The sequence below is a fragment of the Micromonospora sp. AMSO12t genome, assembly GCF_008806585.1.
Lineage (GTDB): Bacteria > Actinomycetota > Actinomycetes > Mycobacteriales > Micromonosporaceae > Micromonospora > Micromonospora reichwaldensis.
Genome location: NZ_WAAS01000032.1, coordinates 17,373 through 40,300, shown reverse-complemented (window position 1 = coordinate 40,300; position 22,928 = coordinate 17,373). Strand labels below are relative to the sequence as shown.

Annotated in this window: 20 protein-coding genes; 7 read left to right on the top strand and 13 right to left on the bottom strand. The window is 73.5% G+C overall.

The window, feature by feature from the left end:
• Positions 1-199 precede the first annotated feature (199 nt).
• The 7 genes from F6X68_RS07860 to F6X68_RS07830 all read right to left on the bottom strand — a co-directional run bounded on the left by F6X68_RS07860 (position 200) and on the right by F6X68_RS07830 (position 5,653).
• Complete coding sequence (locus F6X68_RS07860; protein WP_132233858.1) at positions 200-946, bottom strand: MBL fold metallo-hydrolase; 747 nt, start codon at positions 944-946, stop codon at positions 200-202.
• 286 nt (positions 947-1,232) lie between these two features.
• Positions 1,233-2,198, bottom strand: coding sequence for a PLP-dependent cysteine synthase family protein (locus tag F6X68_RS07855; protein WP_151453620.1), 966 nt, complete (start codon positions 2,196-2,198; stop codon positions 1,233-1,235).
• 14 nt (positions 2,199-2,212) lie between these two features.
• Complete coding sequence (locus F6X68_RS07850) at positions 2,213-2,566, bottom strand: MoaD family protein (protein ID WP_132233854.1); 354 nt, start codon at positions 2,564-2,566, stop codon at positions 2,213-2,215.
• 73 nt (positions 2,567-2,639) lie between these two features.
• A complete protein-coding gene (locus F6X68_RS07845) occupies positions 2,640-3,128 on the bottom strand; it encodes a Mov34/MPN/PAD-1 family protein (RefSeq protein WP_132233852.1) in 489 nt (162 codons plus the stop codon).
• Positions 3,129-3,181: 53 nt separating this feature from the next.
• Positions 3,182-3,676, bottom strand: coding sequence for a DUF2017 domain-containing protein (locus tag F6X68_RS07840; RefSeq protein ID WP_192581321.1), 495 nt, complete (start codon positions 3,674-3,676; stop codon positions 3,182-3,184).
• Positions 3,677-3,678: 2 nt separating this feature from the next.
• Positions 3,679-3,969, bottom strand: a complete 291-nt coding sequence (gene clpS / locus F6X68_RS07835) for an ATP-dependent Clp protease adapter ClpS (RefSeq protein ID WP_101414370.1) — start codon at positions 3,967-3,969, stop codon at positions 3,679-3,681.
• 145 nt (positions 3,970-4,114) lie between these two features.
• On the bottom strand, positions 4,115-5,653 hold the full coding sequence (locus F6X68_RS07830; RefSeq protein WP_151453619.1) for a hypothetical protein: 1,539 nt from the start codon (positions 5,651-5,653) through the stop codon (positions 4,115-4,117).
• A 202-nt stretch (positions 5,654-5,855) separates the two neighbouring features.
• Between F6X68_RS07830 and F6X68_RS07825 the strand changes: the two genes are divergently transcribed.
• From F6X68_RS07825 to F6X68_RS07810, 4 genes are all read left to right on the top strand, one after another.
• Complete coding sequence (locus tag F6X68_RS07825) at positions 5,856-8,531, top strand: LuxR C-terminal-related transcriptional regulator (protein ID WP_151453618.1); 2,676 nt, start codon at positions 5,856-5,858, stop codon at positions 8,529-8,531.
• A gap of 16 nt (positions 8,532-8,547) precedes the next feature.
• Positions 8,548-9,834 (top strand): nicotinate phosphoribosyltransferase, encoded by a 1,287-nt coding sequence (locus tag F6X68_RS07820; protein ID WP_151453617.1) that lies wholly within the window; start codon positions 8,548-8,550, stop codon positions 9,832-9,834.
• A gap of 14 nt (positions 9,835-9,848) precedes the next feature.
• Positions 9,849-10,430, top strand: coding sequence for an isochorismatase family protein (locus F6X68_RS07815; RefSeq protein WP_151453616.1), 582 nt, complete (start codon positions 9,849-9,851; stop codon positions 10,428-10,430).
• A 65-nt stretch (positions 10,431-10,495) separates the two neighbouring features.
• Complete coding sequence (locus tag F6X68_RS07810) at positions 10,496-11,713, top strand: MFS transporter (RefSeq protein WP_151453615.1); 1,218 nt, start codon at positions 10,496-10,498, stop codon at positions 11,711-11,713.
• Between the two features lie 323 nt (positions 11,714-12,036).
• On the opposite strand, the gene ctaD is transcribed toward F6X68_RS07810, so the two are convergent.
• Both ctaD and F6X68_RS07800 read right to left on the bottom strand, forming a co-directional pair.
• A complete protein-coding gene (gene ctaD / locus F6X68_RS07805; RefSeq protein WP_132233840.1) occupies positions 12,037-13,797 on the bottom strand; it encodes a cytochrome c oxidase subunit I in 1,761 nt (586 codons plus the stop codon).
• 157 nt (positions 13,798-13,954) lie between these two features.
• The gene (locus tag F6X68_RS07800; RefSeq protein WP_151453614.1) at positions 13,955-15,064 is read right to left on the bottom strand and encodes an FAD-dependent monooxygenase; all 1,110 of its coding nucleotides are present in this window, start codon (positions 15,062-15,064) and stop codon (positions 13,955-13,957) included.
• 302 nt (positions 15,065-15,366) lie between these two features.
• Here F6X68_RS07800 and F6X68_RS07795 point away from each other — a divergent pair, with 302 nt between their 5' ends.
• Positions 15,367-16,509 carry a cellulose binding domain-containing protein gene (locus tag F6X68_RS07795; protein ID WP_151453613.1) on the top strand — a complete coding sequence of 381 codons (1,143 nt, stop codon included), beginning with the start codon at positions 15,367-15,369 and terminating at the stop codon, positions 16,507-16,509.
• 70 nt (positions 16,510-16,579) lie between these two features.
• Here the strand turns inward: F6X68_RS07795 and F6X68_RS07790 are convergent, their stop codons facing one another.
• The 3 genes from F6X68_RS07790 to F6X68_RS07785 all read right to left on the bottom strand — a co-directional run bounded on the left by F6X68_RS07790 (position 16,580) and on the right by F6X68_RS07785 (position 18,674).
• Entirely contained in the window at positions 16,580-17,545 is a 966-nt protein-coding gene (locus tag F6X68_RS07790) for an N-acetylmuramoyl-L-alanine amidase (RefSeq protein ID WP_151453612.1), read from the bottom strand.
• The gene (locus F6X68_RS33410) at positions 17,545-17,709 is read right to left on the bottom strand and encodes a hypothetical protein (protein ID WP_165947736.1); all 165 of its coding nucleotides are present in this window, start codon (positions 17,707-17,709) and stop codon (positions 17,545-17,547) included. The genes F6X68_RS07790 and F6X68_RS33410 overlap by 1 nt, the downstream gene beginning before the upstream one ends.
• A gap of 176 nt (positions 17,710-17,885) precedes the next feature.
• Positions 17,886-18,674 carry an aldo/keto reductase gene (locus F6X68_RS07785; RefSeq protein ID WP_151453611.1) on the bottom strand — a complete coding sequence of 263 codons (789 nt, stop codon included), beginning with the start codon at positions 18,672-18,674 and terminating at the stop codon, positions 17,886-17,888.
• A gap of 93 nt (positions 18,675-18,767) precedes the next feature.
• On the opposite strand from F6X68_RS07785, the gene F6X68_RS07780 reads away from it, so the two are divergent.
• On the top strand, positions 18,768-19,829 hold the full coding sequence (locus tag F6X68_RS07780; RefSeq protein ID WP_151453610.1) for a DNA polymerase ligase N-terminal domain-containing protein: 1,062 nt from the start codon (positions 18,768-18,770) through the stop codon (positions 19,827-19,829).
• 16 nt (positions 19,830-19,845) lie between these two features.
• A complete protein-coding gene (locus F6X68_RS07775) occupies positions 19,846-21,039 on the top strand; it encodes a threonine synthase (protein WP_151453609.1) in 1,194 nt (397 codons plus the stop codon).
• A gap of 49 nt (positions 21,040-21,088) precedes the next feature.
• Here the strand turns inward: F6X68_RS07775 and F6X68_RS07770 are convergent, their stop codons facing one another.
• Positions 21,089-22,885, bottom strand: coding sequence for a glycoside hydrolase family 15 protein (locus F6X68_RS07770; RefSeq protein WP_151453608.1), 1,797 nt, complete (start codon positions 22,883-22,885; stop codon positions 21,089-21,091).
• Positions 22,886-22,928 lie beyond the last annotated feature (43 nt).

Sequence of the window (22,928 nt, the reverse complement as noted above, 5' to 3'; positions counted from 1 at the left end):
CGGTAGTTCCGGACCCCGGCGCCGACCGCGCCGACCACCCCGCAGAACTCGTGCCCCCCGAAGCGGACCGGGCCGTCCGCCAGCGCCTCGGCCAGCCGTCGGTGCAGGGCGATCGGCTCACCGGCGAGATATTAGGCGGACGACCCGGTTTTCGAGGCCCCGCGCGAGGCACGGAGCGGCCGGACGTCGGATTGCCCGGTCAGATCTCGTAGCTGGCGCCGGGCCGGACCACCTCGAGCGGCCCGTCGAAGGCGGCGCCGGCCGACGCCACGGTGTGCGCCTCGCTGCCCCAGGCGGGCACGAGGTGGGTGAGCAGCAGCCGGCCCACCCCCGCCTTGGTCGCCACCTCGCCGGCTTCCCCACCGGTCAGGTGCAGGTCCGGCGGGTTCTCCACGCCGTCGAGGTAGCTCGCCTCGCAGAGGAACGTGTCGGCGTCCTGGGCCAGCCGCAGCAGCGCGTCGCAGGGCGCGGTGTCCGAGGAGTAACAGAGCACCCGGCCGCCGTGCTCCAGCCGGACGCCGTACGTCTCGACGGGGTGGTTCACCCGGTCGACGGTGACCGCGAACGGGCCGATCGGGAAGGTGCCGGGTTCGAGGGCGTAGAACTGGTAGACGTCCTCGACCGTGCCGTCCTCCTGCCCGTACGCGGCGGCCAACCGGTCCGGTGCGCCGGCGGGGGCGTAGACGGGCAGCGACGGGTAGGGGCCGTCCGGGGCGTAGCGGCGGACCACCACGTACGTCACCGCGTCGAGGATGTGGTCGCAGTGCAGGTGGGTGAGGATGATGGCGTCGGGGGCGTGCAGCCCCGCGTAGCGCTGGAGGTTGGACAGCGACCCGGAGCCGAAGTCGACGAGCAGCCGGAAGCCGTCCGCCTCGACGAGGTAGGCCGAGCAGGGGGACTCGGGACCGGGGAAACTGCCCGCGCAGCCCAGGACGGTCAGTCGCATCGAGTCTTCTCACTGTAACTATGCGTAGTTTCCGCGTCGACGGTCCCGCTGTGGATGATCTCTACCGGCGCGTACACCACGCAGGGCAGCCTACGCGCGCCCGCGCGACGACAAGAGTCATCCACAGGAAGTTGTCACCAACGTGACACCCGTCCGGGCCGCCCGCCCGGATCCCGTGACGAGACGGCGTCCGACGGTAGCGCTGGGTGAGCGGGCCGGCCACGTCGCGGGGGCCGTGACGGGCGGCCGGGCCACCGACGTGGGTCGGCCGCCCGGCCACGGGACGTCACGCCCAGAGCTGGCCCTCCAGGGCTTCCTCCGCGTCGGCGAGGGTGCCGCCGTACGCCCCGGTGGAGAGGTACTTCCAGCCGCCGTCGCAGACCACGAAGGCCACGTCGGCCCGCTGGCCGGCGCGGACGGCCTCGTGCGCCACCGCCAGGGCGGCGTGCAGGATCGCGCCCGTGGAGAAGCCTGCGAAGATGCCCTCCACCTCGACGAGCTGCCGGGTCCGCAGCACCGCGTCGCGGGTGCCGACGGAGAAGCGCCGGGACAGCACCGACGCGTCGTAGAGCTCGGGGACGTAGCCCTCGTCGATGTTGCGCAGCCCGTAGACCAGCTCGCCGTAGCGCGGCTCGGCCGCGACGACCTGGATGCCGTCGACCTTCTCGCGCAGGTAGCGCCCGGTGCCCATCAGCGTCCCGGTGGTGCCGAGGCCCGCCACGAAGTGCGTGATCGTGGGCAGGTCGTGCAGCAGCTCCGGGCCGGTGGTCTCGTAGTGCGCCCGGGCGTTCCCCTCGTTGCCGTACTGGTAGAGCATGACCCAGTCGGGGTGCTCGGCCGAGATCTGCTTGGCGGTGGCGACCGCCTGGTTGGAACCGCCCGCCGCCGGCGAGAAGATGATCTCCGCGCCGTACATCCGGAGCAGCTGCACCCGCTCGGTCGAGACGTTCTCCGGCATCACGCAGACCAGCCGGTAGCCGCGCAGCTTGGCCACCATCGCCAGCGAGATGCCGGTGTTGCCGCTGGTCGGTTCGAGGATCGTGTCGCCCGGCCGGAGCCGGCCGGACTCCTCGGCCGCCCGGACCATGAACGTGGCCGCCCGGTCCTTGATGCTGCCGGTCGGGTTCCGGTCCTCCAGCTTCGCCCAGAGCCGCACCGGCGGCGCCCCGTCGGGCACCGTCGGCGAGAGCCGGGGCAGCCCGACCAGGGGAGTTCCTCCGCAGGCGTCGAGAAGGCTGTCGTACCGCGCCATGGCGACCGCCCCCGTCAGCGGGCGGCGGCGGCCGACCGCGCGGCGACCGCGGCGCCGTGCTGGGCGATCGCGGCAGCCGCGGCGAAGCCGAACGCGCCACCGGCGACGGCCGGCAGGATGGTCACGCTGTCGCCGTCGTTGAGCTTGGCGTCCAGCGCGCCGAGGAAACGGACGTCCTCGTCGTTGACGTAGACGTTGACGAAGCGGTGCAGCGCACCGGCGTCGGTGACCAGCCGGGCCTTCAGGCCGGCGTGCCGGGAGTCCAGGTCGGCGAGCAGGTCGCCCAGCGTGTCGCCGGCGCCCTCGACGACCTTCGCGCCGCCGGTGTAGCTGCGCAGGATGGTGGGGATGCGAACCTCGATGGCCATGGTGTCGTGCTCCTCGATGATGGTCGGGCGTGCCGAAGGGTGACGGGACGTAAACGGGTGTGACGGCGCTGGATCAGCGGCCGGAACACTCGTAGTCGACCGTCGCCGGGCTCTGCCCGAACATGTAGGACTGCACGGCGTGCGGGTCCACCCCCGCGTCCACGATCCGGACCGGCTCCTCGGTCACCACGCCGTCGACGATCCGGAAGGAGCGGATCTCCTCCGTGTCGGCGTCGCGGGTGGAGACCAGCAGGTAGTGCGCGCCGGGCTCACCGGCGAACGAGATGTCCGTGCGGGACGGGTAGGCCTCCGTGGCGGTGTGCGAGTGGTAGATGACGACGGGCTCCTCGTCCCGGTCGTCCATCTCGCGCCACACCCGCAGCTGCTCCATCGAGTCGAACTCGTAGAACGTCATGGAACGGGCCGCGTTGTCCATCGGAATGTGCCGGGTGGGGGTGTCGCTGCCGGCGGGACCGGCGACCACGCCGCACGCCTCGTCGGGGTGGTCCCGCCGGGCGTGGGCGACGATCGCGTCGATGATCGACCGGTCGATGCTCAGCACGTGGTCCAGCCTAACGCGTACCTGCCGCGACGTTGAGGTGGTGCCGGTCACGCCTAGTCGATCAAGGCGTTGAGCAGGGATTCCTGGAGATAGCCGAGGTACGCGTAGACCGACAGTTGGAACACCCGGCTGGAGGTCGGGTCCTCGGCGACCGCGTCGTCGAGCTCCTCGCCGAGATCGGTGCCGTCCTTGATCTCCAGCCGGACGCCCATCGCCAGCCGGGCGTCGTTGAGCGCCCGCAGCCACGCCTCGGCCGCCTCCGCGTCGAGACGCACCTCGCCGCCGGCCTCGTCGGGCAGCGACGCGAGGATCGCGCCAGCCTGGTCGATCTTGGCGGTCTTGAGGTCGCCCTCGGTGTAGCGGCGGAACTCGGCCGTGCCGGACGGGTCCTCCGGGTAGACCTCGGGGAAGAGCCGGCCCACCACCGGGTCGGTGTGGTCGAAGCCGTCGGTGAGCAGCCCGACCACCTCGGATGCCACCTTCCGCAGCACCCGCACCTCGTCGACGGCGAAGGTGACGACGTAGCGGTCGCCCTGGCGACGGAACATGCTCACGACCGGTCCACCGTCGCCCACAGCCCGTACGCGTGCAGCTGCGACGCGTCGTGCTCCATCCGCTCCCGGGCGCCGCTGGAGACCACGGCGCGGCCCTTGTGGTGCACGTCGAGCATGAGCTCTTCCGCCTTTTCCCGGCTGTAGCCGAAGAGCTTCTGAAAGACCCAGGTCACGTACGTCATGAGGTTGACCGGGTCGTCCCACACGATCGTCACCCACGGCCGGTCGGACGCCGGCACCTCATCGGTGTCCGGCGTCTCGACAGGTGCAACCTGCGGAGCCGCCATGCCCCCCATCGTGCCACCGGAGTCGGCGAACCGAGGAACCGGAACGCCGGCCCGGCGCGGATCGCCGCGTCCTGCCTGGTCAAGGGCGTGGGCGGCAGCGGGCGACGGCCGCCCGGCACCGACGCCGCAGGCGACCAGATCGCCCTCAGGCGAGCAGGATGCCGTGGTCGACAGCATCGGAGAGCACCCCGTCCAGCGAGAGGCGGACCACCTCGAACCGCCGGGACACCTCCCGGCACAGTTCCAGTTCGACCTCCCGCAGCGCGCGCTGCGCCCAGGCCCGGGCGGCGTTGGGGTCGTGGTTGCCGGGGCTGCGCCAGTGCTGCCAGCAGCCGCCCGAGAGGGCCACGGCCACCGGCGGGAGCACCTCCACGCGCGCCACGCCCGGGTAGCTCGCCAGCGTGTCGGTCGCGCCGGTCCCGGCCAGTCCCGCCACGCCGCCGGTGCTGGTGACGAGCAGCACGCGGTCCAGCTCGTGCTCGCCCCGGTGCTCCGTCAGGCCCCAGCGCAGCGGGGCGTCGAGGCGCCGCCGGACACCCGCCGGCAGCGGCGCGCCGAAGACCCGACCGGCGGCCTCCTCGACGAGCCCGCGCACCGCCTCGTCGCACTGGGCGGTGGCCAGCAGCGACAGCGCCTCCATCTCGCGGTCGAGCAGCTGCGGCAGGCCGGCGCAACCGACCCCGAAGACGATCTCCTGCACCACGCGGAGGTGGATGTTCGCCACCTCCAGGGCGAGGTGCTGGCGGATGCGCCGGGAGGAGGACCGGGCCTGCCGGTCGAGCTGCTCCGACCAGCCACCCGGGTCGGCCACCACCGGCACCCGGCCCTGCGACCCCGGCAGCACCGGCGGCTCGGCGCTCGCCCGTCGCAGCCCCTCGTCGGCGGCCCAGCCGACCAGCGCCCGGCGCAGGTCCGCCCCGTCAGCCGCGGCGTCGATCGGGAACCAGCGGGCGTCGGCGAGCCCGGGCACGGCGGCCAGCAGGGCCGCCCGGTGCGCCTCGACGGTGACCGCGACCGGGTCCACCGGTGCGGGGGCCGACCCGACGGACGCCCCCGTGCCCTCCGTCGTGGCCGCGCCCTCCGGCACCGGGGCCCAGCCGCCGGCGCCCGGGGTGACCGCGAAGACGACCCCGACGCCGGCACGGGCCAGGTCGGCGAGCAGGTGGAGTTCGACCGCGGTGAAGGCCTGGTCGGCGGCGATCACGAAGAGCACCGCCCCGGACCGGCCCGCCGCGTCGAGCAGCAGCCGGCCGCCGGCCGCCCCGAGGGCACCCGTGTCCGGCGTGTCGACGAGGCTGAAGTGCCGCAGCAGGGGCTCGGGCAGGCTCAGCTCGACCCGGCGCGGCGGGCGCGCGAGCGCCGGCCCGGCGGCCAGCCGGTCGGCGCCGTAGGAGTGGGGCTGACGGTAGCCGGGCACGTACGCGGCCCGCGTCGGCACCTGGGAGTGGCGCACCACGAGCCAACTGCCGGCGGGCACGGCGAGCATGGCGGGATCGAGCTGGAGCAGGTGGGCGAGCACCTCGCGCCGCCCCGCGGCGGCCGGGCCGACGCCGATCACGGCCAGCGGCTCCTCCGGGCGGGGCTCGGTCACCCCTAGCCGGACGGGCAGCCGGTCCCGACGGGGCCGTTCGGCTCCGGCCATGTCGTCGGGCCTGTCGACGGCGGGGAGAGGACCGGGCTTCATCGAAAGCGGCCTCCCGTGGCAGGCGACCGGCAGCGGCCGGCCGCATGGAATCGTCCGGTGACGGCACCCGGATGCCGGAAGAGTACGGGCGGCCAGGTCCCGGGACCGAACACTTCGAATACTCAGAGGTAATCACGAGACTACTCAACTTCGGTGCGTGACGATGTGCACGCGGACGGATTCCGATCGATATGCTGCCCCGATGAGTCGGTGGGGGTTCGTCGGCCGAATGGATGAGCTCAACCGTCTGCTGTCGGCGGTGACCGGCGCGGAGCGGCGGGGCATCTTCTTCAGCGGCAACGCGGGCATCGGCAAGAGCCGCCTGCTGCGCGAGGGGATGGCGGCCCTCCCCCGCGACGGGTACGCCGTCTGGACGATCGCGGCCAGCGCCACCACGGCCGCGCTCCCCTTCGGCGGTCTCGTCCAGGTGCTCCCGACGGAGCAGCCGCAGGGCCTCTCCCCCGCCGGCATCCTGCGCTGGGCGGTGGACGTGCTGCAGCAGCAGGCGGCCGGCCGCCGGATCGTGCTCGCGGTCGACGACGCGCACCTGCTCGACCCGCCGTCGGCGGCGCTGGTGCACCTGGTGGCCCGCTCCGACAACGCCACGGTCGTCGGCACGTCACGCGACGGCGAGCAGCTCCCGCTGCCGATCCGCGCCCTGTGGACCGACGGCCTGGTCGACCACGTCGAGCTGAGGCCGCTGCCGCCGGCCGAGACCACGCGGCTGCTCTCCGCGATCCTGGAGGGACCGGTCGACGCCACCTCCGCCGACCGGCTCGGCCGGCTCTCCGAGGGCAACCCGCTGCTGCTGCGCGAGCTGGTGTTCGCCGCCGACCGCGGGGAGCTGACCCGCACGTACGGGATCTGGAAGTGGACCGGCCGGCTGGAGCTGGCGCCCAACCTGACCGACCTGATCGACGTGCGGATCGGCCAGCTCACCTCGGGCGTACGCGGGGTGGTGGAGCTGGTCGCCTTCGGTGAACCGCTCGGCCTGCACCTGCTCAACCAGGCCGCCGAGCCGGTGGACGTGGAGACCGCCGAGGAACGCGGGCTGATCGCCGTGGAACACGACGACCGCCGGGCGAACGTGCGGCTGGCCCACCCGCTCTACGGCGAGGTGATGCGCCGCCGCTGCCCCGTCAGCCGGACGCGACGGTTGCAGGCCCGCCTCGCCGAGCTGCTGGAGCTGGTCGGCAAGCGACGCCGCGACGACCTGCTCCGGGTGGCCGTGTGGCGGCTCGACTCGGGCACCGCGCAGGATCCGGCCCTGCTGCTCGACGCGGCCCGACAGGCGTTCGCCCGCTACGACGTACCGCTGGCGACCCGGCTGGCCCGCGCGGCGCTCGACGCGGGCGGCGGCTTCGACGCGGCGGAGCTGCTGGCCACCATCCTGATGTTCGCCGACCGGCCGGACGAGGCGATCGGGGTGCTGGACGCGGTCGCCACCGACATCGAGGGCGACCGGCGGCTGAGCCGCTGGCTGACCGTGCGGGGCATGGTCAGCTACTGGGGGCTGAGCCGGGAGTCCACGGTGGAGGAGATCGCCGCCCGCCGGTCGACCCTGACCGACTCCGCCGACCAGGCCCGGGTGCTGGCCTTCGAGGGCATCATGCGGCTGCACCGGCTGGACACCGGCATCGCGCTGCGGCTCGGGCAGACGGTGCTGGACCGGCCGGCCGCGAGCGTCGCCGCCCGGGAGCTGGCGCGCAGCACGATCGCCCACCTCCAGGCCGCGCAGGGGCAGCTGCACCGCAGCGCCACCGCGATCAACCGGGTGCAGGCCGAGGCGGGCCGGTGGCGGGCGGACATGCCGTACCTGCAACTGGCCCTGGAGCTGGCCCGGGGCACCCGGCTGGCGCTCGCGGGCGACCTGGCCGGCATCGACGCGATCGTGGCCGACGAGTTCGCCGACCTGGCCGGGGCCGGCGACTTCCGGCTCGGCACCGGCTACCTGGCCATCCTCCAGGCGTACGCGGCCCGGCTGCGCGGCCAGAGCGACGCGGCGCTGCGGACCAGCCTCGGCGCCTGCGCGGTGCTCGCCACCAGCCGGGTCTACGCGGGACTGGCCCAGGCCGAGCGGGCCCAGGCGGCGGCGCTGCGGGGCGACGCCGCGCAGGCGGCCGAGGCGATGGCGGAGGCCGACCGCACCCACGCCCCGGGCATGATCGTGCTGTACCCGTGGCTGGAGCAGGCCCGGGGCGCGGTGCTCGCCGCCGGTGGCGACGTGTCCGGCGCCGTCAAGCACCTGAGCGGGCTGGCCGACCGGCTGCGCGCGGACGGCTTCGCCGGCCACGAGGTGCACGTGCTGCACGACCTGGTCCGGCTGGGCCAGGCGACCGCGCCGCTCGGCCCGACCTGCTCCGACGGCGGCCGGCGCACCGTCGCGCAGCGGCTCGCCGAGCTCTCCGAGCGGGTCGACGGGCTGCTGCCCCCGCTGCTCGCCCGGCACGCCCGGGCCACCGCGGGCGGCTCCGCCGACGAACTGCTGGCGGTCGCCGACGGCTTCGACGCGCTCGAGCTGACCGTCTACGCGGCGGAGGCCACCGCCACCGCCCTGGACCGGCTGCGCCGGCAGCGGTCCCCGGCGACGGCCGCGGCCCGGGAACACCTCGCCGCCCTGCTCGGCCGCTGCGACCTGGTCCGTACCCCGGCGTTGCAGGCCGGCCTCCCGGCGCTGAGCGAACGCGAGTGGCAGGTGGCCCGGCTCGCCGCCGACGGGGTGACCAGCCGGGTCATCGCCGAGCGGCTCTACCTCTCGGCCCGCACGGTGGAGAACCACCTCCAGCGGATCTACGGCAAGCTCGGCGTCGCCGGCCGGGCCGAGCTGCGGGCCGCCCTGCGGGCGATCCCGGGCCACGACGGCGGCGATGGCGGGTGAACCCTAGGCTGGGGCGGTGAGCACCCTTCGCCCCGCGCTGCTGACCGACCACTACGAGCTGACCATGGTCAGTGCCGCCCTCCGCGACGGCTCCGCCGACCGCCGCTGCGTCTTCGAGGTGTTCAGCCGCCGGCTGCCCGCAGGTCGTCGCTACGGGGTGGTGGCCGGCACCGGCCGGCTGATCGAGCTGATCCGCGACTTCCGCTTCGACGCCGACGAGGTCGACTTCCTGCGGCGTACCGGGGTGGTCGACGAGCAGGCCGCCGCCTGGCTGCGCGACTACCGCTTCACTGGCGACATCGAGGGCTACGCCGAGGGCGAGCTGTTCTTCCCCAGCTCGCCGATCCTCACCGTCTCCGGCGGCTTCGCCGAGTGCGTGGTGCTGGAGACGCTCATCCTCTCCGTGCTCAACCACGACAGCGCCGTGGCCGCAGCCGCCGCGCGGATGGTCACCGCGGCACGCGGACGGACGCTCATCGAGATGGGCTCCCGGCGCGCGCACGAGGAGGCGGCGGTGGCCGCGGCGCGGGCCGCGTACCTGGCCGGTTTCCGGTTCACCTCGAACCTCGCCGCCGGGCTGCGCTACGGCATCCCGACCGCCGGCACGGCCGCGCACGCGTTCACCCTGCTGCACTCCGACGAGCGGGCCGCGTTCGCCTCGCAGGTCGCCACGCTGGGCAAGGACACCACGCTGCTGGTCGACACGTACGACATCAGCCAGGGCATCCGCAACGCGATCGCGGTGGCCGGGCCCGACCTGCGGGCGGTGCGGATCGACTCGGGCGACCTGGCGGTGATCGCGCAGCAGTCCCGCGAGCTGCTCGACTCGCTGGGCGCCACCGAAACCAAGATCATCGTCTCCGGTGACCTCGACGAGCACGCCATCGCCTCGCTCGCCGCCGAGCCTGTCGACATGTACGGCGCGGGCACCGCCGTGGTCACCGGCTCCGGCGCGCCCACCGCCGGGCTGGTCTACAAGCTCGTCGAGGTCGAGGGCCGCCCGGTGGTCAAGCGCTCCGAGCACAAGGCCACCATCGGCGGCCGGAAGGTGGCCGTACGTCGGCACAAGCCGACCGGCACCGCCACCGAGGAGATCGTCGTGCCGCAGGGCGTGCCGGACCCCCGGCCCAACGACCGGCTGCTCCAGCACTCGTTCCTGGCCTGCGGCGAGCCGGTCGACCGGCCGACCCTGGACGAGTCGCGGGAGCACCTGCGACAGTGCCTGATCTCCATCCCCTGGGAGGGCCTCAAGCTCTCCGCCGGCGACCCGGCCATCCCGGTCACGGTCGTCCCGGCCGACTGACGAAGGAGCAGCAGGTGAGCAACGCGCTGATCATCGTGGACGTGCAGAACGACTTCTGCGAGGGCGGCTCGCTGGCCGTGGGCGGCGGGGCCGGCGTGGCGGCCGGGATCACCCGGCTCCTCGCCGCCGAGCCGGACCGCTGGGACCACGTCGTCGCGACGAAGGACCACCACGTCGACCCGGGCGCCCACTTCGGCGACCCGCCGGACTTCGTGGAGTGCTGGCCGCGGCACTGCGTGGTGGGCACCCCGGGCGCGGAGTTCCACCCCGACCTGGCCACCGACCGGATCGAGGCGATCTTCCACAAGGGCGAGTACGCGGCCGCGTACTCCGGCTTCGAGGGGCACGCCGAGGGCGGCGAGAGCCTGGCCGACTGGCTGCGCCAGCGTGGCGTGGACCGGGTCGACGTGGTGGGGATCGCCACCGACCACTGCGTACGAGCGACCGCCCTGGACGCCGCCCGGGAGGGCTTCGCCACCACCGTCCTGCTGGACCTCACCGCCGCCGTCGCCCCGCCCACCACGGACGTCGCGCTGCGGGCGATGGACGGCGCCGGGGTGACCCTGCGCGGGGAGCCTGTGATCAGGGCCGCATGAGGCCGTAATTCGTTGGCGGGTGTCGTACCTCCGGCCGAGGATGTCCGGCGGAGGTACGCACCGACATGAACCTGAAGCCTTACCGGGAGGCGCTCGCCCTGCCCGGTCTCCGGTCGTTGCTGCTGGTGTCGGTGCTCGCCCGCGTCCCGCTCACCGCCACCGGGGTGACCCTGACGTTCTACGTCGTGCTCGACCTCGGGCGCGGCTACGGAGCGGCCGGGCTCGTCGGCGCGGCGATCACCGTGGGAGCCGCGATCGGCGGCCCGCTGCTCGGCCGCCTGGTCGACCGGCGCGGCCTGCGGCCGGTGCTCGTGCTGACCGGGATCGCCGAGGCGGTCTTCTGGTCCACCGCACCGATGCTGCCGTACCCGGTGCTGCTGCCCGCCGCGTTCCTGGCCGGCTCGCTCGCCCTGCCGATCTTCTCGGTGATCCGGCAGTCCATCGCCGCGATGGTGCCGCCGGAGCGGCGCCGCCCCGCGTACGCGCTGGACTCGATGTCGGTGGAACTGTCGTTCATGGTCGGCCCCGCGCTGGCCGTTGCGGCGGCCACCGCGATCTCCCCGCGCACCACGCTCCACCTGGTGGGCGCCGGCATCGTCGCCGCCGGCATCGCGTTCTGGGTGCTGAACCCGCCCATCCGCGGCGGCGGCGAGCCGGCCGGCCCGCAGCCGCGGGTGCCCCGCCGGTCGTGGCTCACCCCGCGCCTGCTCGCCGTGCTGGCGGTCAGCGCCGCCGGCATGCTGGTGCTCGGCGGCACCGACGTGGCGGTGGTCGCCGTGCTGCGGGAGAACGGCGACGTCGGGTGGACGGGCGCCGTCCTCGCCGTCTGGGCGGTCGCGTCGCTGGTCGGCGGCTTCGCGTACGGGGCGGTCACCCGCTCCTTCCCGCCGCTGGTCCTGATGGCCGCCCTCAGCCTCTGCACCATCCCGGTCGGGCTGGGCGGGGCGCACTGGTGGCTGCTCTGCCTGGCGCTGATCCCCGCCGGGGCGCTCTGCGCGCCGACCATCGCGGCCACCTCGGACGCGGTCAGCCGGCTGGTCCCCGCCTCCGTACGCGGCGAGGCGATGGGCCTGCACGGCTCGGCGGTCACGATCGGCATGGCGGTCGGCGCGCCCCTCGCGGGCGCCGTCATCGACGCCTCCGCACCGGCCTGGGGCTTCGCGGTCACCGGCGCGGTCGGGGCGCTGGTGGCGCTGGCCGTGCTCCCGATCGAGCTGCGCCGCCGCCGCACCGCCGCCACCCTCGCGCCCACCCCCGAACTCGTCCCGACCCCCGCCACCTGACCCGGCGCCCCCGGCCCGACGGCCCTGGCTGAGCGGCCCTGGGCCGGTCCCGGCAGTCCGGCGGGGCACCGGGCAGGCGACAAGATCGGTTGATGCCCAGCCGGTGTCCATGCGCCGTGTGGCCCGGTTCTCCATCAACTGATCAGGAGGCCCGCGCTCAGGCTGTGGCGCTGGGCGGGGCCGCCGGGGTGGGCGGCAGCGGAGGGGTCAGGGCGACCCGGTCCGGGTCGTCAGCGCCTGCCCCCGCCACGGGGCGTACCCCTCGCAACGCCGACGGGCGCCGCCCCGGGTGGGGTGGCGCCCGTCGTACGTGGTGCGGAGCGTCAGCGCCGGTCGGCGTCGCTCGCGGTGTCCTCGCGGTAGCTGGCGCCGCCGTCGGACTCGCTGGTCAGCGGCTTGGCGCCGCCCTCCGGCGGGCCGGCCAGGCTCTGGCCGCCGGCCGCCAGCTCGGGGAACTTGAGGTCGAACGCCGGCCGCTCGGAGCGGATCCGCGGCATCCGGTCGAAGTTCCGCAGCGGGGGCGGGGAGCTGGTCGCCCACTCCAGCGAGTTGCCGTGACCCCACGGGTCGTCGACCTCGACCACCGGGCCGGCCTTGTACGACTTCCAGCAGTTCCAGATGAACGGCAGGGTCGAGATGCCGGTGATGAACGCGCCGATGGTGGAGACCATGTTCAGCGTGGTGAAGCCGTCGCCGGGCAGGTAGTCGGCGTACCGGCGCGGCATGCCCTCGTTGCCCAGCCAGTGCTGCACCAGGAACGTGGTGTGGAAGCCGATCATGGTCAGCCAGAAGTGCACCTTGCCCAGCCGCTCGTCGAGCATCCGGCCGAACATCTTCGGGAACCAGAAGTAGATGCCGGCGAAGACGGCGAACACGATCGTGCCGAAGAGCACGTAGTGGAAGTGGGCCACCACGAAGTACGAGTCGTGCAGGTGGAAGTCGATCGGCGGGCTGGCCAGCAGCACGCCGGTGAGACCACCGAAGAGGAAGGTGACCAGGAAGCCGATCGAGAAGAGCATCGGCGTCTCGAAGCTGATCTGGCCGCGCCACATGGTGCCGATCCAGTTGAAGAACTTCATACCGGTCGGCACGGCGATCAGGTAGCTCAGGAAGCTGAAGAACGGCAGCAGCACCTGGCCGGTGGAGAACATGTGGTGCGCCCAGACGCTCATCGACAGGCCGGCGATGGCGATGGTCGCGGCGACCAGGCCCTTGTAGCCGAAGATCGGCTTACGGGAGAAGACCGGGATGATCTCGGAGATGATGCCGAAGAACGGCAGCGCGATGATGTACACCTCGGGGTGGCCGAAGAACCAGAAGAGGTGCTGGTAGAGCATCGGCCCGCCGGTCGCGGGGTCGTAGACGTGGGCGCCCAGGAGCCGGTCGGCGGCGAGCGCCATCAGCGCGGCGGCCAGCAGCGGGAAGACCAGGATCACCAGGAGACCGGTGACCAGGATGTTCCAGGTGAAGATCGGCATCCGGAACATCGTCATGCCGGGCGCGCGCAGGGTCAGGATCGTGGTGATCACGTTGACCGCGCCGAGGATCGAGCCCAGACCCGAGATGACCAGGCCGACGACCCACAGGTTCGCGCCCACGCCGGGCGAGTGCTCGACGGAGCTCAGCGGCGCGTACGCGGTCCAGCCGAAGTCGGCCGCGCCACCCGGGGTGAGGAAGCCGACCATGGTCATCGTGCCGCCGAAGAGGAACAGCCAGTAGGCGAAGCTGTTCAGCCGGGGGAACGCCACGTCGGGCGCGCCGATCTGCAGCGGCACCACGTAGTTCGCGAAGGCGAACACGATCGGCGTCGCGAAGAACAGCAGCATGATCGTGCCGTGCATGGTGAACAGCTGGTTGTACTGCTCGGGCGACAGGAACTGCAGCCCGGGTCGGGCCAGCTCGGCCCGCATGATCAGGGCCATCAGGCCACCGATCATGAAGAACGCGAACGCGGTGACCATGTACATGATCCCGATCTGCTTCGCGTCCGTGGTACGCAGCAGCCGCGCGATGGCCGACCCCTTGACCGGCGCTCGGACCGGCCAGGGCCGGGTCACGACCGGCTTGGGTGCGACGGTGGTCACGAGTGGCCTCCGGTTCTGGGTTGTCCCGCTCGGCACGCGCTGGTTATCTGCGGGCCGTCATCCGCAAGGAGGATAGTCCCCGGCAGGTGGCTACGCCGCGTGGGGTGGTCGGGTAGCCTGCACGGCCCCGGCGCACCGGGCCCTCGGCCGCCGGCCGCTACAGCGGGCCGAGCAGCAGCCGGTAGTGCTCGCCGAAGATCCGTTCGCCGCGCCCGCGCAGCAGCGGGTCGCGCAGCGCCGGCGGCACGTCCCGGGTCCGGTTGCGGTCCCGGGTCCGGTCCCGCACCCATCGCGTACGCGGGCGACGACGACTCTCGTACGCCGCCAGGGCCGCCTCGACGTCGCCTCCGGTCGCGTGGAGGGAGTCGGCGAGCACCACGGCGTCCTCCAGCGCCATCGCGGCGCCCTGGGACAGCGTCGGTGCGGTGGCGTGCGCGGCGTCCCCGACGAGCAGCACCCGTCCCCGGGACCAGCAGCCCAGTTCCACCTCCTCGGTGACCGCGACGTGCACCCCGTCCAGCGCCTCCAGCACGGCGGGCACCGGTCCGCCGTAGTCGCCGAAGAGCTCGCGCAGCCGGGCCGTCGGGTCGGCCGGCGCGACGGTGCCGGCCTCGTCGGCGTAGCAGTGCAGCCGCCCGGCGCCGATCGGCACGACCAGGAAGCCGGCGCGCTGGCCGAGCAGGGCGGTCCACTCCGCGACCGGGGGCCCGTCGCGCACCACGCTGCGGTAGACGACCTGGCCGGCGGGTCGGGGCGGACCGCCGAGCGCGGCCAGGGCCCGGATCGAGGAGCGCGGCCCGTCGGCGCCGACGACGAGGTCGTACTCGGCGGCGGTGCCGTCGACGAAGGTGACGCCGACGGAGTGCGGCAGCAGGTCGACGGCGCGCACCTCGGCGCCGTGCCGCACGGCGCCGCCAGCGCCGGTGAGCAGCACCCGGTGCAGTTCCGTCCGGGGCAGCGCCCGGCACTCGCCGACCCCGGACCAGAGCGCGTCGAGATCCACCTCGCACAGCGGCGCCCCGGCCGCGTCGAGGAACCGCTGCCGGTGGATGACGTGCCCGAGCGGGCGTACGGGCCCGTCGAGGTCGAGGCGGCACAGCGCCCGGGCCGCGTTGCCGGGTAGGTAGAGACCGGTCTCGGCGTTCTCGCCCGGGGGCAGCCTCTCGGTGACGTCGGGGCGGAAGCCCGCCATCCGCAGCGCCCGGGCCACGGCCAGACCGGCGATGCCCGCGCCGACGACGAGGATGCGCAGGGGAGAGCCACCCATGGTGGTGTACGCCTCCGGAGGGGTTCGGCACGCGTTGGAGGCAAGACACTACTCGGCGCAATCGGCACACACCAGAGTCAATCGTCCCAGGCGAAACACTCCTCGGCGCCCGCCGCGCCCGCTTCGGAGGACGACCTGCCGCCGAGCGACTCGGGCGTGACAAACCTCACTTACCTCTCCAATACCCCAGGCCCGTTGCGCTGCGGTTTCAGAGATGTAAATGTGTCGAAGGGTTGTGGGAGCGCTCCCGCGCCCGCCGACCGACTCCGTCCGGCGTTCCGCGCCGAAGCCGAAGGAGCATCATGAAACGTCCACTCCGGGCCCTCGCGGCAGCCGCGCTGCTCGCCGCCGGCTCGATCGTCGCCGTGGCCCTCGGCGGCACCGCCAGCGCCGACACGCAGATCTGCGAGCAGTACGGCTCCACCACCATCCAGGGCCGCTACGTGGTGCAGAACAACCGCTGGGGCACCACCGCCCAGCAGTGCATCAACGTCACCGGCAGCGGCTTCGAGATCACCACCCAGAACGGCAGCAACCCGACCAACGGCGCGCCGACCGCGTACCCGTCGATCTTCCTCGGCTGCCACTACACCAACTGCTCCCCGGGCACCAACCTGCCGATCCAGGTCAGCCAGATCAGCAGCGCCACCAGCAACATCGCCTACCGGTACGTCAGCAACGCGATCTACAACGCCTCGTACGACATCTGGCTGGACCCGTCGCCGAAGCGCGACGGGGTGAACCAGATGGAGATCATGATCTGGCTCAACCGGCAGGGGCCGATCCAGCCCATCGGCTCCCCGGTCGGCACCGCCACCATCGACGGGCGGAGCTGGGAGGTGTGGCGCGGCAGCAACGGCTCCAACAACGTCATCTCCTACCTGGCGCCGTCGGCGATCAGCAGCGCGAACCTCAACCTGCTGGCGTTCATCAACGACACCCGCAACCGGGGCGCGATCACCAACTCCTGGTACCTGACCAGCATCCAGGCCGGCTTCGAGCCGTGGCAGGGCGGCGCCGGCCTCGCGGTGACCTCGTTCTCGGCGGCGGTCAACGGTGGCGGCAACCCGCCGCCCACGACCGCGCCGCCCACCACGCCCCCGCCGAGCACTCCCCCGCCGGGCGGCGCCGGGTGCGCGGTGAAGTACACGCCGAACTCGTGGAGCAACGGCTTCACCGCCGACGTGCAGATCACCAACACCGGGTCGAGCCCGATCAACGGCTGGACGCTGGCCTACAACCTGCCCGCCGGGCAGCAGATCACCAGCTCGTGGAACGCCACGGTGAGCCAGAGCGGTTCGGCGGTGACCGCGCGGAACATCAGCTGGAACGGTTCGCTCGCCCCGGGCGGCACGGCCAGCTTCGGCTACCAGGGCACGCTGAGCGGCGCGTACGCATCACCGACCAGCTTCACCCTCAACGGGACCGCCTGCTCGCGCTCCTGAACGCCGGACGCGACGTCCGCCGGGCCACCCCGGTGCCTGGCGGACGTCGCGTGTCTCAGGGCCGGCCGGGTCAGACCCGGGTGAGCCGGACGGCGTCGGCGATGACGAGGCCGGCGGCGGAGCTCCACCGGCTGACCGCGACCCGGTTGGCGTCCCCGGCCGGCAGCGTGAACGTGCCGAGGGAGCGCCACTGCCCGCCGGTCGCCGCCTGGTTGACGATGACCGTCCGGTTGCCGGTGGTGGTGGCAACGATGTACGGCGTCGCCGTGTTGTAGCCGGAGACCGCCGGCCACCAGGCGTCGACCCGGTAGTTCGCGGTCGCCGGGACGTTGAACTTGTACCAGGCGGCGTCGCTGGCGGCGACGGGCTGGGCGAAGCGGTAGTCGGTCCCGTAGCGCTGGGCCGAGTACGCCGAGGTGCCCCAGCTGGCGCTGGCGGTGAAGCGTCCGGCGGTGGAGTTGTCCACCACGGAACTCCAGGTGTTGCCGCCGCCCGCCATCTTCGCGGCGACGTCGGCGCGCATCGTGTTCAGGTCGATGAAGGACGGGTCGATCTTGCCGCTGGTGCTCGTCTCGCGGTGGCCCCGGGCGTAGCTGGCGTCCTTGCCCAGCCGCTTGAGCACGGCGGCCGTGGCGGCGATCGACGCGTTGTACTGCGCCGCCGTCATCTCCTGGTTCACGCCGTTGTAGTCGATCTCCCACCCGATCATCAGGGTGTTGCCGTCGCCGGCGGGGATCGGCCCGCTGCCCCGGCTGACGCCCGCGTGGTTGCAGCGCCCGGCGGAGATGACGTGGAAGACACCGTGGTAGTCGACGAGGGCCTGGCAGAGCGGGCCGGGCAGGTCGGAGCGGCCGTTGATGCAGACGTTGAGCGCCGGGTGCGGGTTGCTGGCGCTGGAGGTGGCGGCGGTGTGGTGCCAGAGCACGCCGATCGGGTCGAACGAGCCCGCGCGCATGCGGTTGAGCCAGTCGCCCTCGACGACGACCTGGACGCCCGCTCCCCGCAGGACGTCCACCAGCCAGGGAATGGTGGCCATCAGGACTCCCCGAGCAGGTCGGCGAGGCATTCGGCCTTCGGCGCGGCGAGCGGCGCGGCGCTCGCCGTGGCGGGCTTGGCGGCTACGGCCACCGCGGTGGCCACCAGGGCCGACATGCCCAGCACCCCGCGTCGGGGGAGGCGGGCGGGTCGTGACGCGTTCATGGCGCTCCTTCAGACAAGGGCGGAGGGGTTCCGACTCATCGATGAACTGGTGACGCGCACGGTATATCGTCACGAGCATCTATGTCGATACCCTTCATCGCCCCTATTCAGGCTGAAGGAAATTGGCAACGGCGGACCCCGGACCGAGCCCCGCTCCGAATGCCGGAAGGGGTTCGTCAGGGGTTGCCGAGGGCGTCGATGTCGCGCATCTCCTCGGCGGTCAGCGAGAAGTGGAAGATGTCGGCGTTGACGCGGATCCGCTCCGGGGTCACCGACTTGGGGATGACCACGATCTCGTGGTCGACGTGCCAGCGGAGCACCACCTGGGCCGGGGAGACGTCGTGCGCGGCGGCGATGCGGGTCAGCACCGGGTGGGCGAGGTCGCTGGTCTTGAACGGGCTGTAACCCTCCAGCACCACTCCCCGGTCCCGGTGCTCCTTGTGCCGTTGCCGGTCGTACAACGAGGGGCTCCACCGGATCTGGTTGACGGCCGGGTTCTCCTCGGTCGCCTGGATCAGCTCGTCGAGCTGGCCGGTGCCGTAGTTGCTCACCCCCACCGCGCGCGCGAGCCCCTCGTCCCGGGCGGCGAGCAGCTCGCGCCAGACGGGGATGTTGTCCGCCGGGTTCTCCGGCGGCCAGTGGATCAGCCACAGGTCGACGTGGTCGGTGCCGAGCGCGGTCAGGCTGGCCTCGAGCGTCTCCCGCTCCCGTCCGACCCGGTCCGGCGGCAGCTTGGTGGTGACGAAGACGTCCTCGCGGCGCAGCCCGCTCTCCTGGACCGCCCGGCCGACCTCCTCCTCGTTGCCGTACATCGTGGCGGTGTCGACGTGGCGGTAGCCGGCGTCGAGCGCGGCGAGCACCGCGTCGTACCCGGCCTGGCCGGTGGCCTGCCAGGTGCCGAAGCCGAGCAGGGGCATCCGCCCCTCGCCCGGGAGCGCAACGGTGGGCTGGTCCTCGTGGTCCATGCCGCGGTCTACCCGTGATGACCCACGACATGCCCGGGCGACCGGACATCCGGGCGGCCGGCGGGTCGGCGCGGATTGCCGGAGAATGCGGATGTGGCTGACCCGCTGGAGGAGTACCGGCGCAGACGGGACGCGGCGCGCACCCCGGAGCCGGTGCCGAAGCGGCCCCCGGGGAGGAAGCGGCCCGCCGACGGCACGGCCCGGTTCGTGATCCAGCAGCACCACGCCCGGAGCCTGCACTGGGACCTGCGCCTGGAGCACGAGGGGGTGCTGGCCTCCTGGGCGGTGCCGCGCGGGCTGCCCCGCGACACCGGCCGCAACCACCTCGCCGTGCACACCGAGGACCACCCGATGGAATACCTCGACTTCCACGGCGAGATCCCGGCCGGCGAGTACGGCGGCGGCCGGATGACCGTCCACGACCAGGGCACCTACCACTGCGAGAAGTGGCGCGACGACGAGGTGATCGTCGTGCTGGACGGCGAGCGCACATCCGGGCGGTACGTCCTCTTCGCCACCGGCGGCAGGGGCGGGCGGGACTGGATGGTCCGGCGCACCGACCCGCCGCCCGAGGGCTGGACGAGCATGCCGGAGCTGGTCCGTCCGATGCACCCCACCCGGGCGGCGAAGCTGCCGGCGGACGAGCCGGAGTGGGGCTACGAGCTGCGCTGGGACGGGGTACGCGCCGTCGCGTACGTCTCGGGTGGGCGGCTGCGGCTGCTCGCGGAGGACGACGAGGACGTCTCCGGGACGTACCCCTGGCTGCGGGAGCTGGCCGAGGAGCTGGCGCCCACGGAGGCCGTGCTGGACGGCGTCCTGGTGCGCATCGACCGGGCCGGCCGGGTGCGGCCGGCGCGCGGCGGACGCCGGACCCCCGACGCCCAGTACCTGATCTTCGATCTGCTCTGGATGGAGGGCGTGACCAGCCTCGACCTGCCGTACGCGCAGCGCCGGGAGCTGCTCGACGGCCTGGCGCTCGCCGGCCCGCACTGGCAGACTCCGCCGTGGTTCCCCGGTGCCGGCCGGGAGGCGCTGCGGACGGGGCGGGAGCAGGGGCTGCCCGGGGTGGTGGCGAAGCGCCTGGACTCGGTCTACGAGCCGGGCGGGCGCAGCCGGCGCTGGCTGAGCATCGACGCGAGCCGAGACACGAGCTGAGACGGCGAGGAGCATCGTGTACCTGACGCACCTGGAGTGCCCGCGCTGCGGGCGGGAGCACGACGCCGCCAAGCTGACCAACCTCTGCGACTGCGGGTCCCCGCTGCTGGCCCGCTACGACCTGGCGGCGGTGGCGAAGGTGCTCACCCCGGAACGGTTCCCGCTGCGCCCGGCCGACCTGTGGCGCTACCGCGAACTGCTGCCGGTGGCCGACCCCCGGCACGAGACCACGCTGGGCGAGGGCTGGACGCCGCTGCTGCGCACCCCGACCTACGGCGCGGAGATCGGCATCGCGGACCTGCTGGTCAAGGACGAGGGGTTGACCCCCACCGGCTCGTTCAAGGCGCGCGGCGCGGCGGTGGGCGTCAGCCGGGCGCGCGAGCTGGGCGTGACGCGCATCGCCATGCCCACCAACGGCAACGCGGGCGCGGCCTGGGCCACCTACGCCGCGCGGGCCGGGCTGGGCGCGACCATCGTCATGCCGCTGGACGCGCCGGCCATCTGCCGGCGCGAGTGCGTGGCCGCCGGGGCCGACCTACGCCTGGTCGACGGGCTGATCGGCGACGCCGGGCGGCACGTCGCGGGGCTGGTCGCCGGCTCCGGCGGCGCGATCTTCGACGCCGGCACGCTGCGGGAGCCGTACCGGCTCGAAGGCAAGAAGACGATGGGGTACGAGATCGTCGAGCAGCTCGGCTGGCAGGTGCCGGACGTGATCATCTATCCCACCGGCGGCGGGGTCGGCCTGATCGGCATCCACAAGGCGCTGCACGAGCTGCGCGAGCTGGGCTGGATCGAGGACAAGCTGCCCCGCCTGGTCGCGGTGCAGTCGACGGGCTGCGCGCCGATCGTCCGCGCCTTCGCCGCCGGTGAGCAGCGGGCGCGCCCCTGGGCCGACGCGCACACCGTGGCGTTCGGCATCACCGTGCCCGCCCCGCTCGGCGACGAGCTGATCCTCGACGCGCTGCGCGCCAGCGCCGGCACCGCGATCGCCGTGGACGACGCCGAGATCCTGGCCGACCTGCGGGACTTCGCCGCCCGCGAAGGGCTGCTGCTCTGCCCGGAGGGGGCCGCCTGCCTGACCGCCGCCCGGCACCTGCGCGCCGGCGGCTGGATCCGGGCCGGCGAACGCGTGGTGGTGCTCAACACCGGGGCCGGCGTGAAGTACCCGGAGACGGTGGACGTCACCGACGTGCCGGTGCTGCCGGCGTGACGTGTCAGGAAGGGACCTCTTCCGGTGGGGGCCCTTCCTGAGCCCGCGGTCAGTCCGTGGTGGAGTCGGTCAGCCGCCAGGCGGCGCTGACCAGGCCGATGTGCGACAGCGCCTGCGGCGTGTTGCCGACCTGCGCGCCGGTACGCGGGTCGATCTGCTCGCTGAACAGGCCGATGTCGTTGGCGTGCCCGAGCAGCCGCTCGAAGAGCGCCTCGGCCCGGCCCTGCTCACCGGCCAGGACCAGGCACTCCACCAACCAGAACGAGCAGGGCAGGAAGCCCGCCGGGTCGGTGTCCCAGCGGCGGACGAGTCCCTCCCCGGCGCCCAGCCCGCGCTCGACCGCCTCGATGGTCGCGCGCATCCGCGGGTCGGTCGCCGGCAGGAACCCCACCAGCGGCAGCAGCAGCACCGAGGCGTCCAGCTCCGGCGAGCCGAACGCACCGCCGTACGCGCCGGTCCGCTCGTGCCAGCCGTCGCGCAGCACGGCGGTCCGGATCTCGTCGCGGATCCTCGCCCACCGCCGGGCGTCGGCCCGGTCGCCGAGCCGGGGCGCGAGCCGCACCGCCCGGTCCAGCGCCACCCAGCAGAGCACCTTCGACGTGAGGTAGTGCCGGTCGGTGTCCCGGGTCTCCCAGATGCCCCGGTCGGGCAGGTGCCAGGTGGCGGCGACCTGCTCGGCCAGGCCGAGCACCATCTCGCGCAGCTCGGTGTCGAGCGTCTCCCCCAGGTGGTCGCGCAGCCGCCAGACCGCCGAGAGCACCTCGCCCGGCACGTCGAGCTGGCGCTGCCGCCAGGCGTCGTTGCCGACCCGCACCGGCAGGCTGCCGCCGTAGCCGCGCAGGTGGGCGCACTCGTGCTCGGAGACGTCCCGCTCCCCCTCCAGGCCGAAGAGCACGGGCACGGGGTCGGGGCCGACCCGGCCGATCGAGCGGGCCGCCCAGGCGAAGAGCCGGGACGCCTCGGACGGGCAGGCGGCCACCCAGAGGGCGCGCAGCGTCATGGCGAAGTCGCGCAGCCACGAGTAGCGGTAGTCGTAGTTGCGGCCGCCGCCGATCCGCTCCGGCAGCGACGTGGTCAGGGCCGCGGCCACCGCGCCGCTGCGGGCGTACGTGAGGCCGGTGAGCACGGTCGCGCTGTGCCGGACCTGCTCCCGGTAGCGGCCGTCGTAGTGGTGCGACTCGCGGTAGGCCTGCCAGGCCTGCACCGTCTCGGCGAGCGCGGCCACCGGCTCCAGCCGGACCGGCACCGTCCCGTACGCCTGCCCGTACGCCACGTCGAAGCCGACCACCTGCCCGGCGGAGACCTCGAACTCCTGCCGGACCCGGTCCCGGTCGACGTGCGGCGGCACCCCGCCGGTGTGCAGGGCCAGCACCACCGGACCGGCCGCGGCCAGCACCCCGCCGTCGGGCTGCCCGTGCAGGTACGGGGTGAGCAGGCCGTACTCCGGGCGGGGGCGGAAGTCGAGCGACATCCGCACCCGCCCGGCCAGTCCCTCCACGACCCGTAGCAGCACCGCCGGGGAGTTCATCCCCAGTTGGTGGCCACGGGCGCCGAGCTCGGCGGCGAGCGCGTCGGTGACCGCGACGCTCCCCTCCGGCGTGTGGTGCACGGTGCGCAGCACCAGCGTGTCGGCCACGTACGCCCGCTCCACCCGGTGCCCGGGAAGCCCGGCGGCGGTGGGCGCCAGCCGGAAGTGCCCGGCCTCCGTGTCGAGCAGGCGGCCGAAGACCGACGGGGAGTCGAACCGGTCCGGACACCACCAGTCGATCGAGCCGTCCCGACCGACCAGGGCACCCGAACGGCAGTCGGAGAGGAACCCGTAGTCGGAGATCGCCAGTTGGTCCACCCGCTGCGGGTACCCCGTTCCGGCCGCCTCAGGCGGCACCGAC

What these genes read in the sequence shown, in the direction of transcription:
- F6X68_RS07860 (WP_132233858.1), bottom strand. Translation starts at nt 946, where the DNA reads ATGCGACTGACCGTCCTGGGCTGCGCGGGCAGTTTCCCCGGTCCCGAG.
- F6X68_RS07855 (WP_151453620.1), bottom strand. Translation starts at nt 2,198, where the DNA reads ATGGCGCGGTACGACAGCCTTCTCGACGCCTGCGGAGGAACTCCCCTG.
- F6X68_RS07850 (WP_132233854.1), bottom strand. Translation starts at nt 2,566, where the DNA reads ATGGCCATCGAGGTTCGCATCCCCACCATCCTGCGCAGCTACACCGGC.
- F6X68_RS07840 (WP_192581321.1), bottom strand. Translation starts at nt 3,676, where the DNA reads ATGTTCCGTCGCCAGGGCGACCGCTACGTCGTCACCTTCGCCGTCGAC.
- clpS (WP_101414370.1), bottom strand. Translation starts at nt 3,969, where the DNA reads ATGGCGGCTCCGCAGGTTGCACCTGTCGAGACGCCGGACACCGATGAG.
- F6X68_RS07830 (WP_151453619.1), bottom strand. Translation starts at nt 5,653, where the DNA reads ATGAAGCCCGGTCCTCTCCCCGCCGTCGACAGGCCCGACGACATGGCC.
- F6X68_RS07825 (WP_151453618.1), top strand. Translation starts at nt 5,856, where the DNA reads ATGAGTCGGTGGGGGTTCGTCGGCCGAATGGATGAGCTCAACCGTCTG.
- F6X68_RS07810 (WP_151453615.1), top strand. Translation starts at nt 10,496, where the DNA reads ATGAACCTGAAGCCTTACCGGGAGGCGCTCGCCCTGCCCGGTCTCCGG.
- F6X68_RS07800 (WP_151453614.1), bottom strand. Translation starts at nt 15,064, where the DNA reads ATGGGTGGCTCTCCCCTGCGCATCCTCGTCGTCGGCGCGGGCATCGCC.
- F6X68_RS07795 (WP_151453613.1), top strand. Translation starts at nt 15,367, where the DNA reads ATGAAACGTCCACTCCGGGCCCTCGCGGCAGCCGCGCTGCTCGCCGCC.
- F6X68_RS07790 (WP_151453612.1), bottom strand. Translation starts at nt 17,545, where the DNA reads ATGGCCACCATTCCCTGGCTGGTGGACGTCCTGCGGGGAGCGGGCGTC.
- F6X68_RS33410 (WP_165947736.1), bottom strand. Translation starts at nt 17,709, where the DNA reads ATGAACGCGTCACGACCCGCCCGCCTCCCCCGACGCGGGGTGCTGGGC.
- F6X68_RS07785 (WP_151453611.1), bottom strand. Translation starts at nt 18,674, where the DNA reads ATGGACCACGAGGACCAGCCCACCGTTGCGCTCCCGGGCGAGGGGCGG.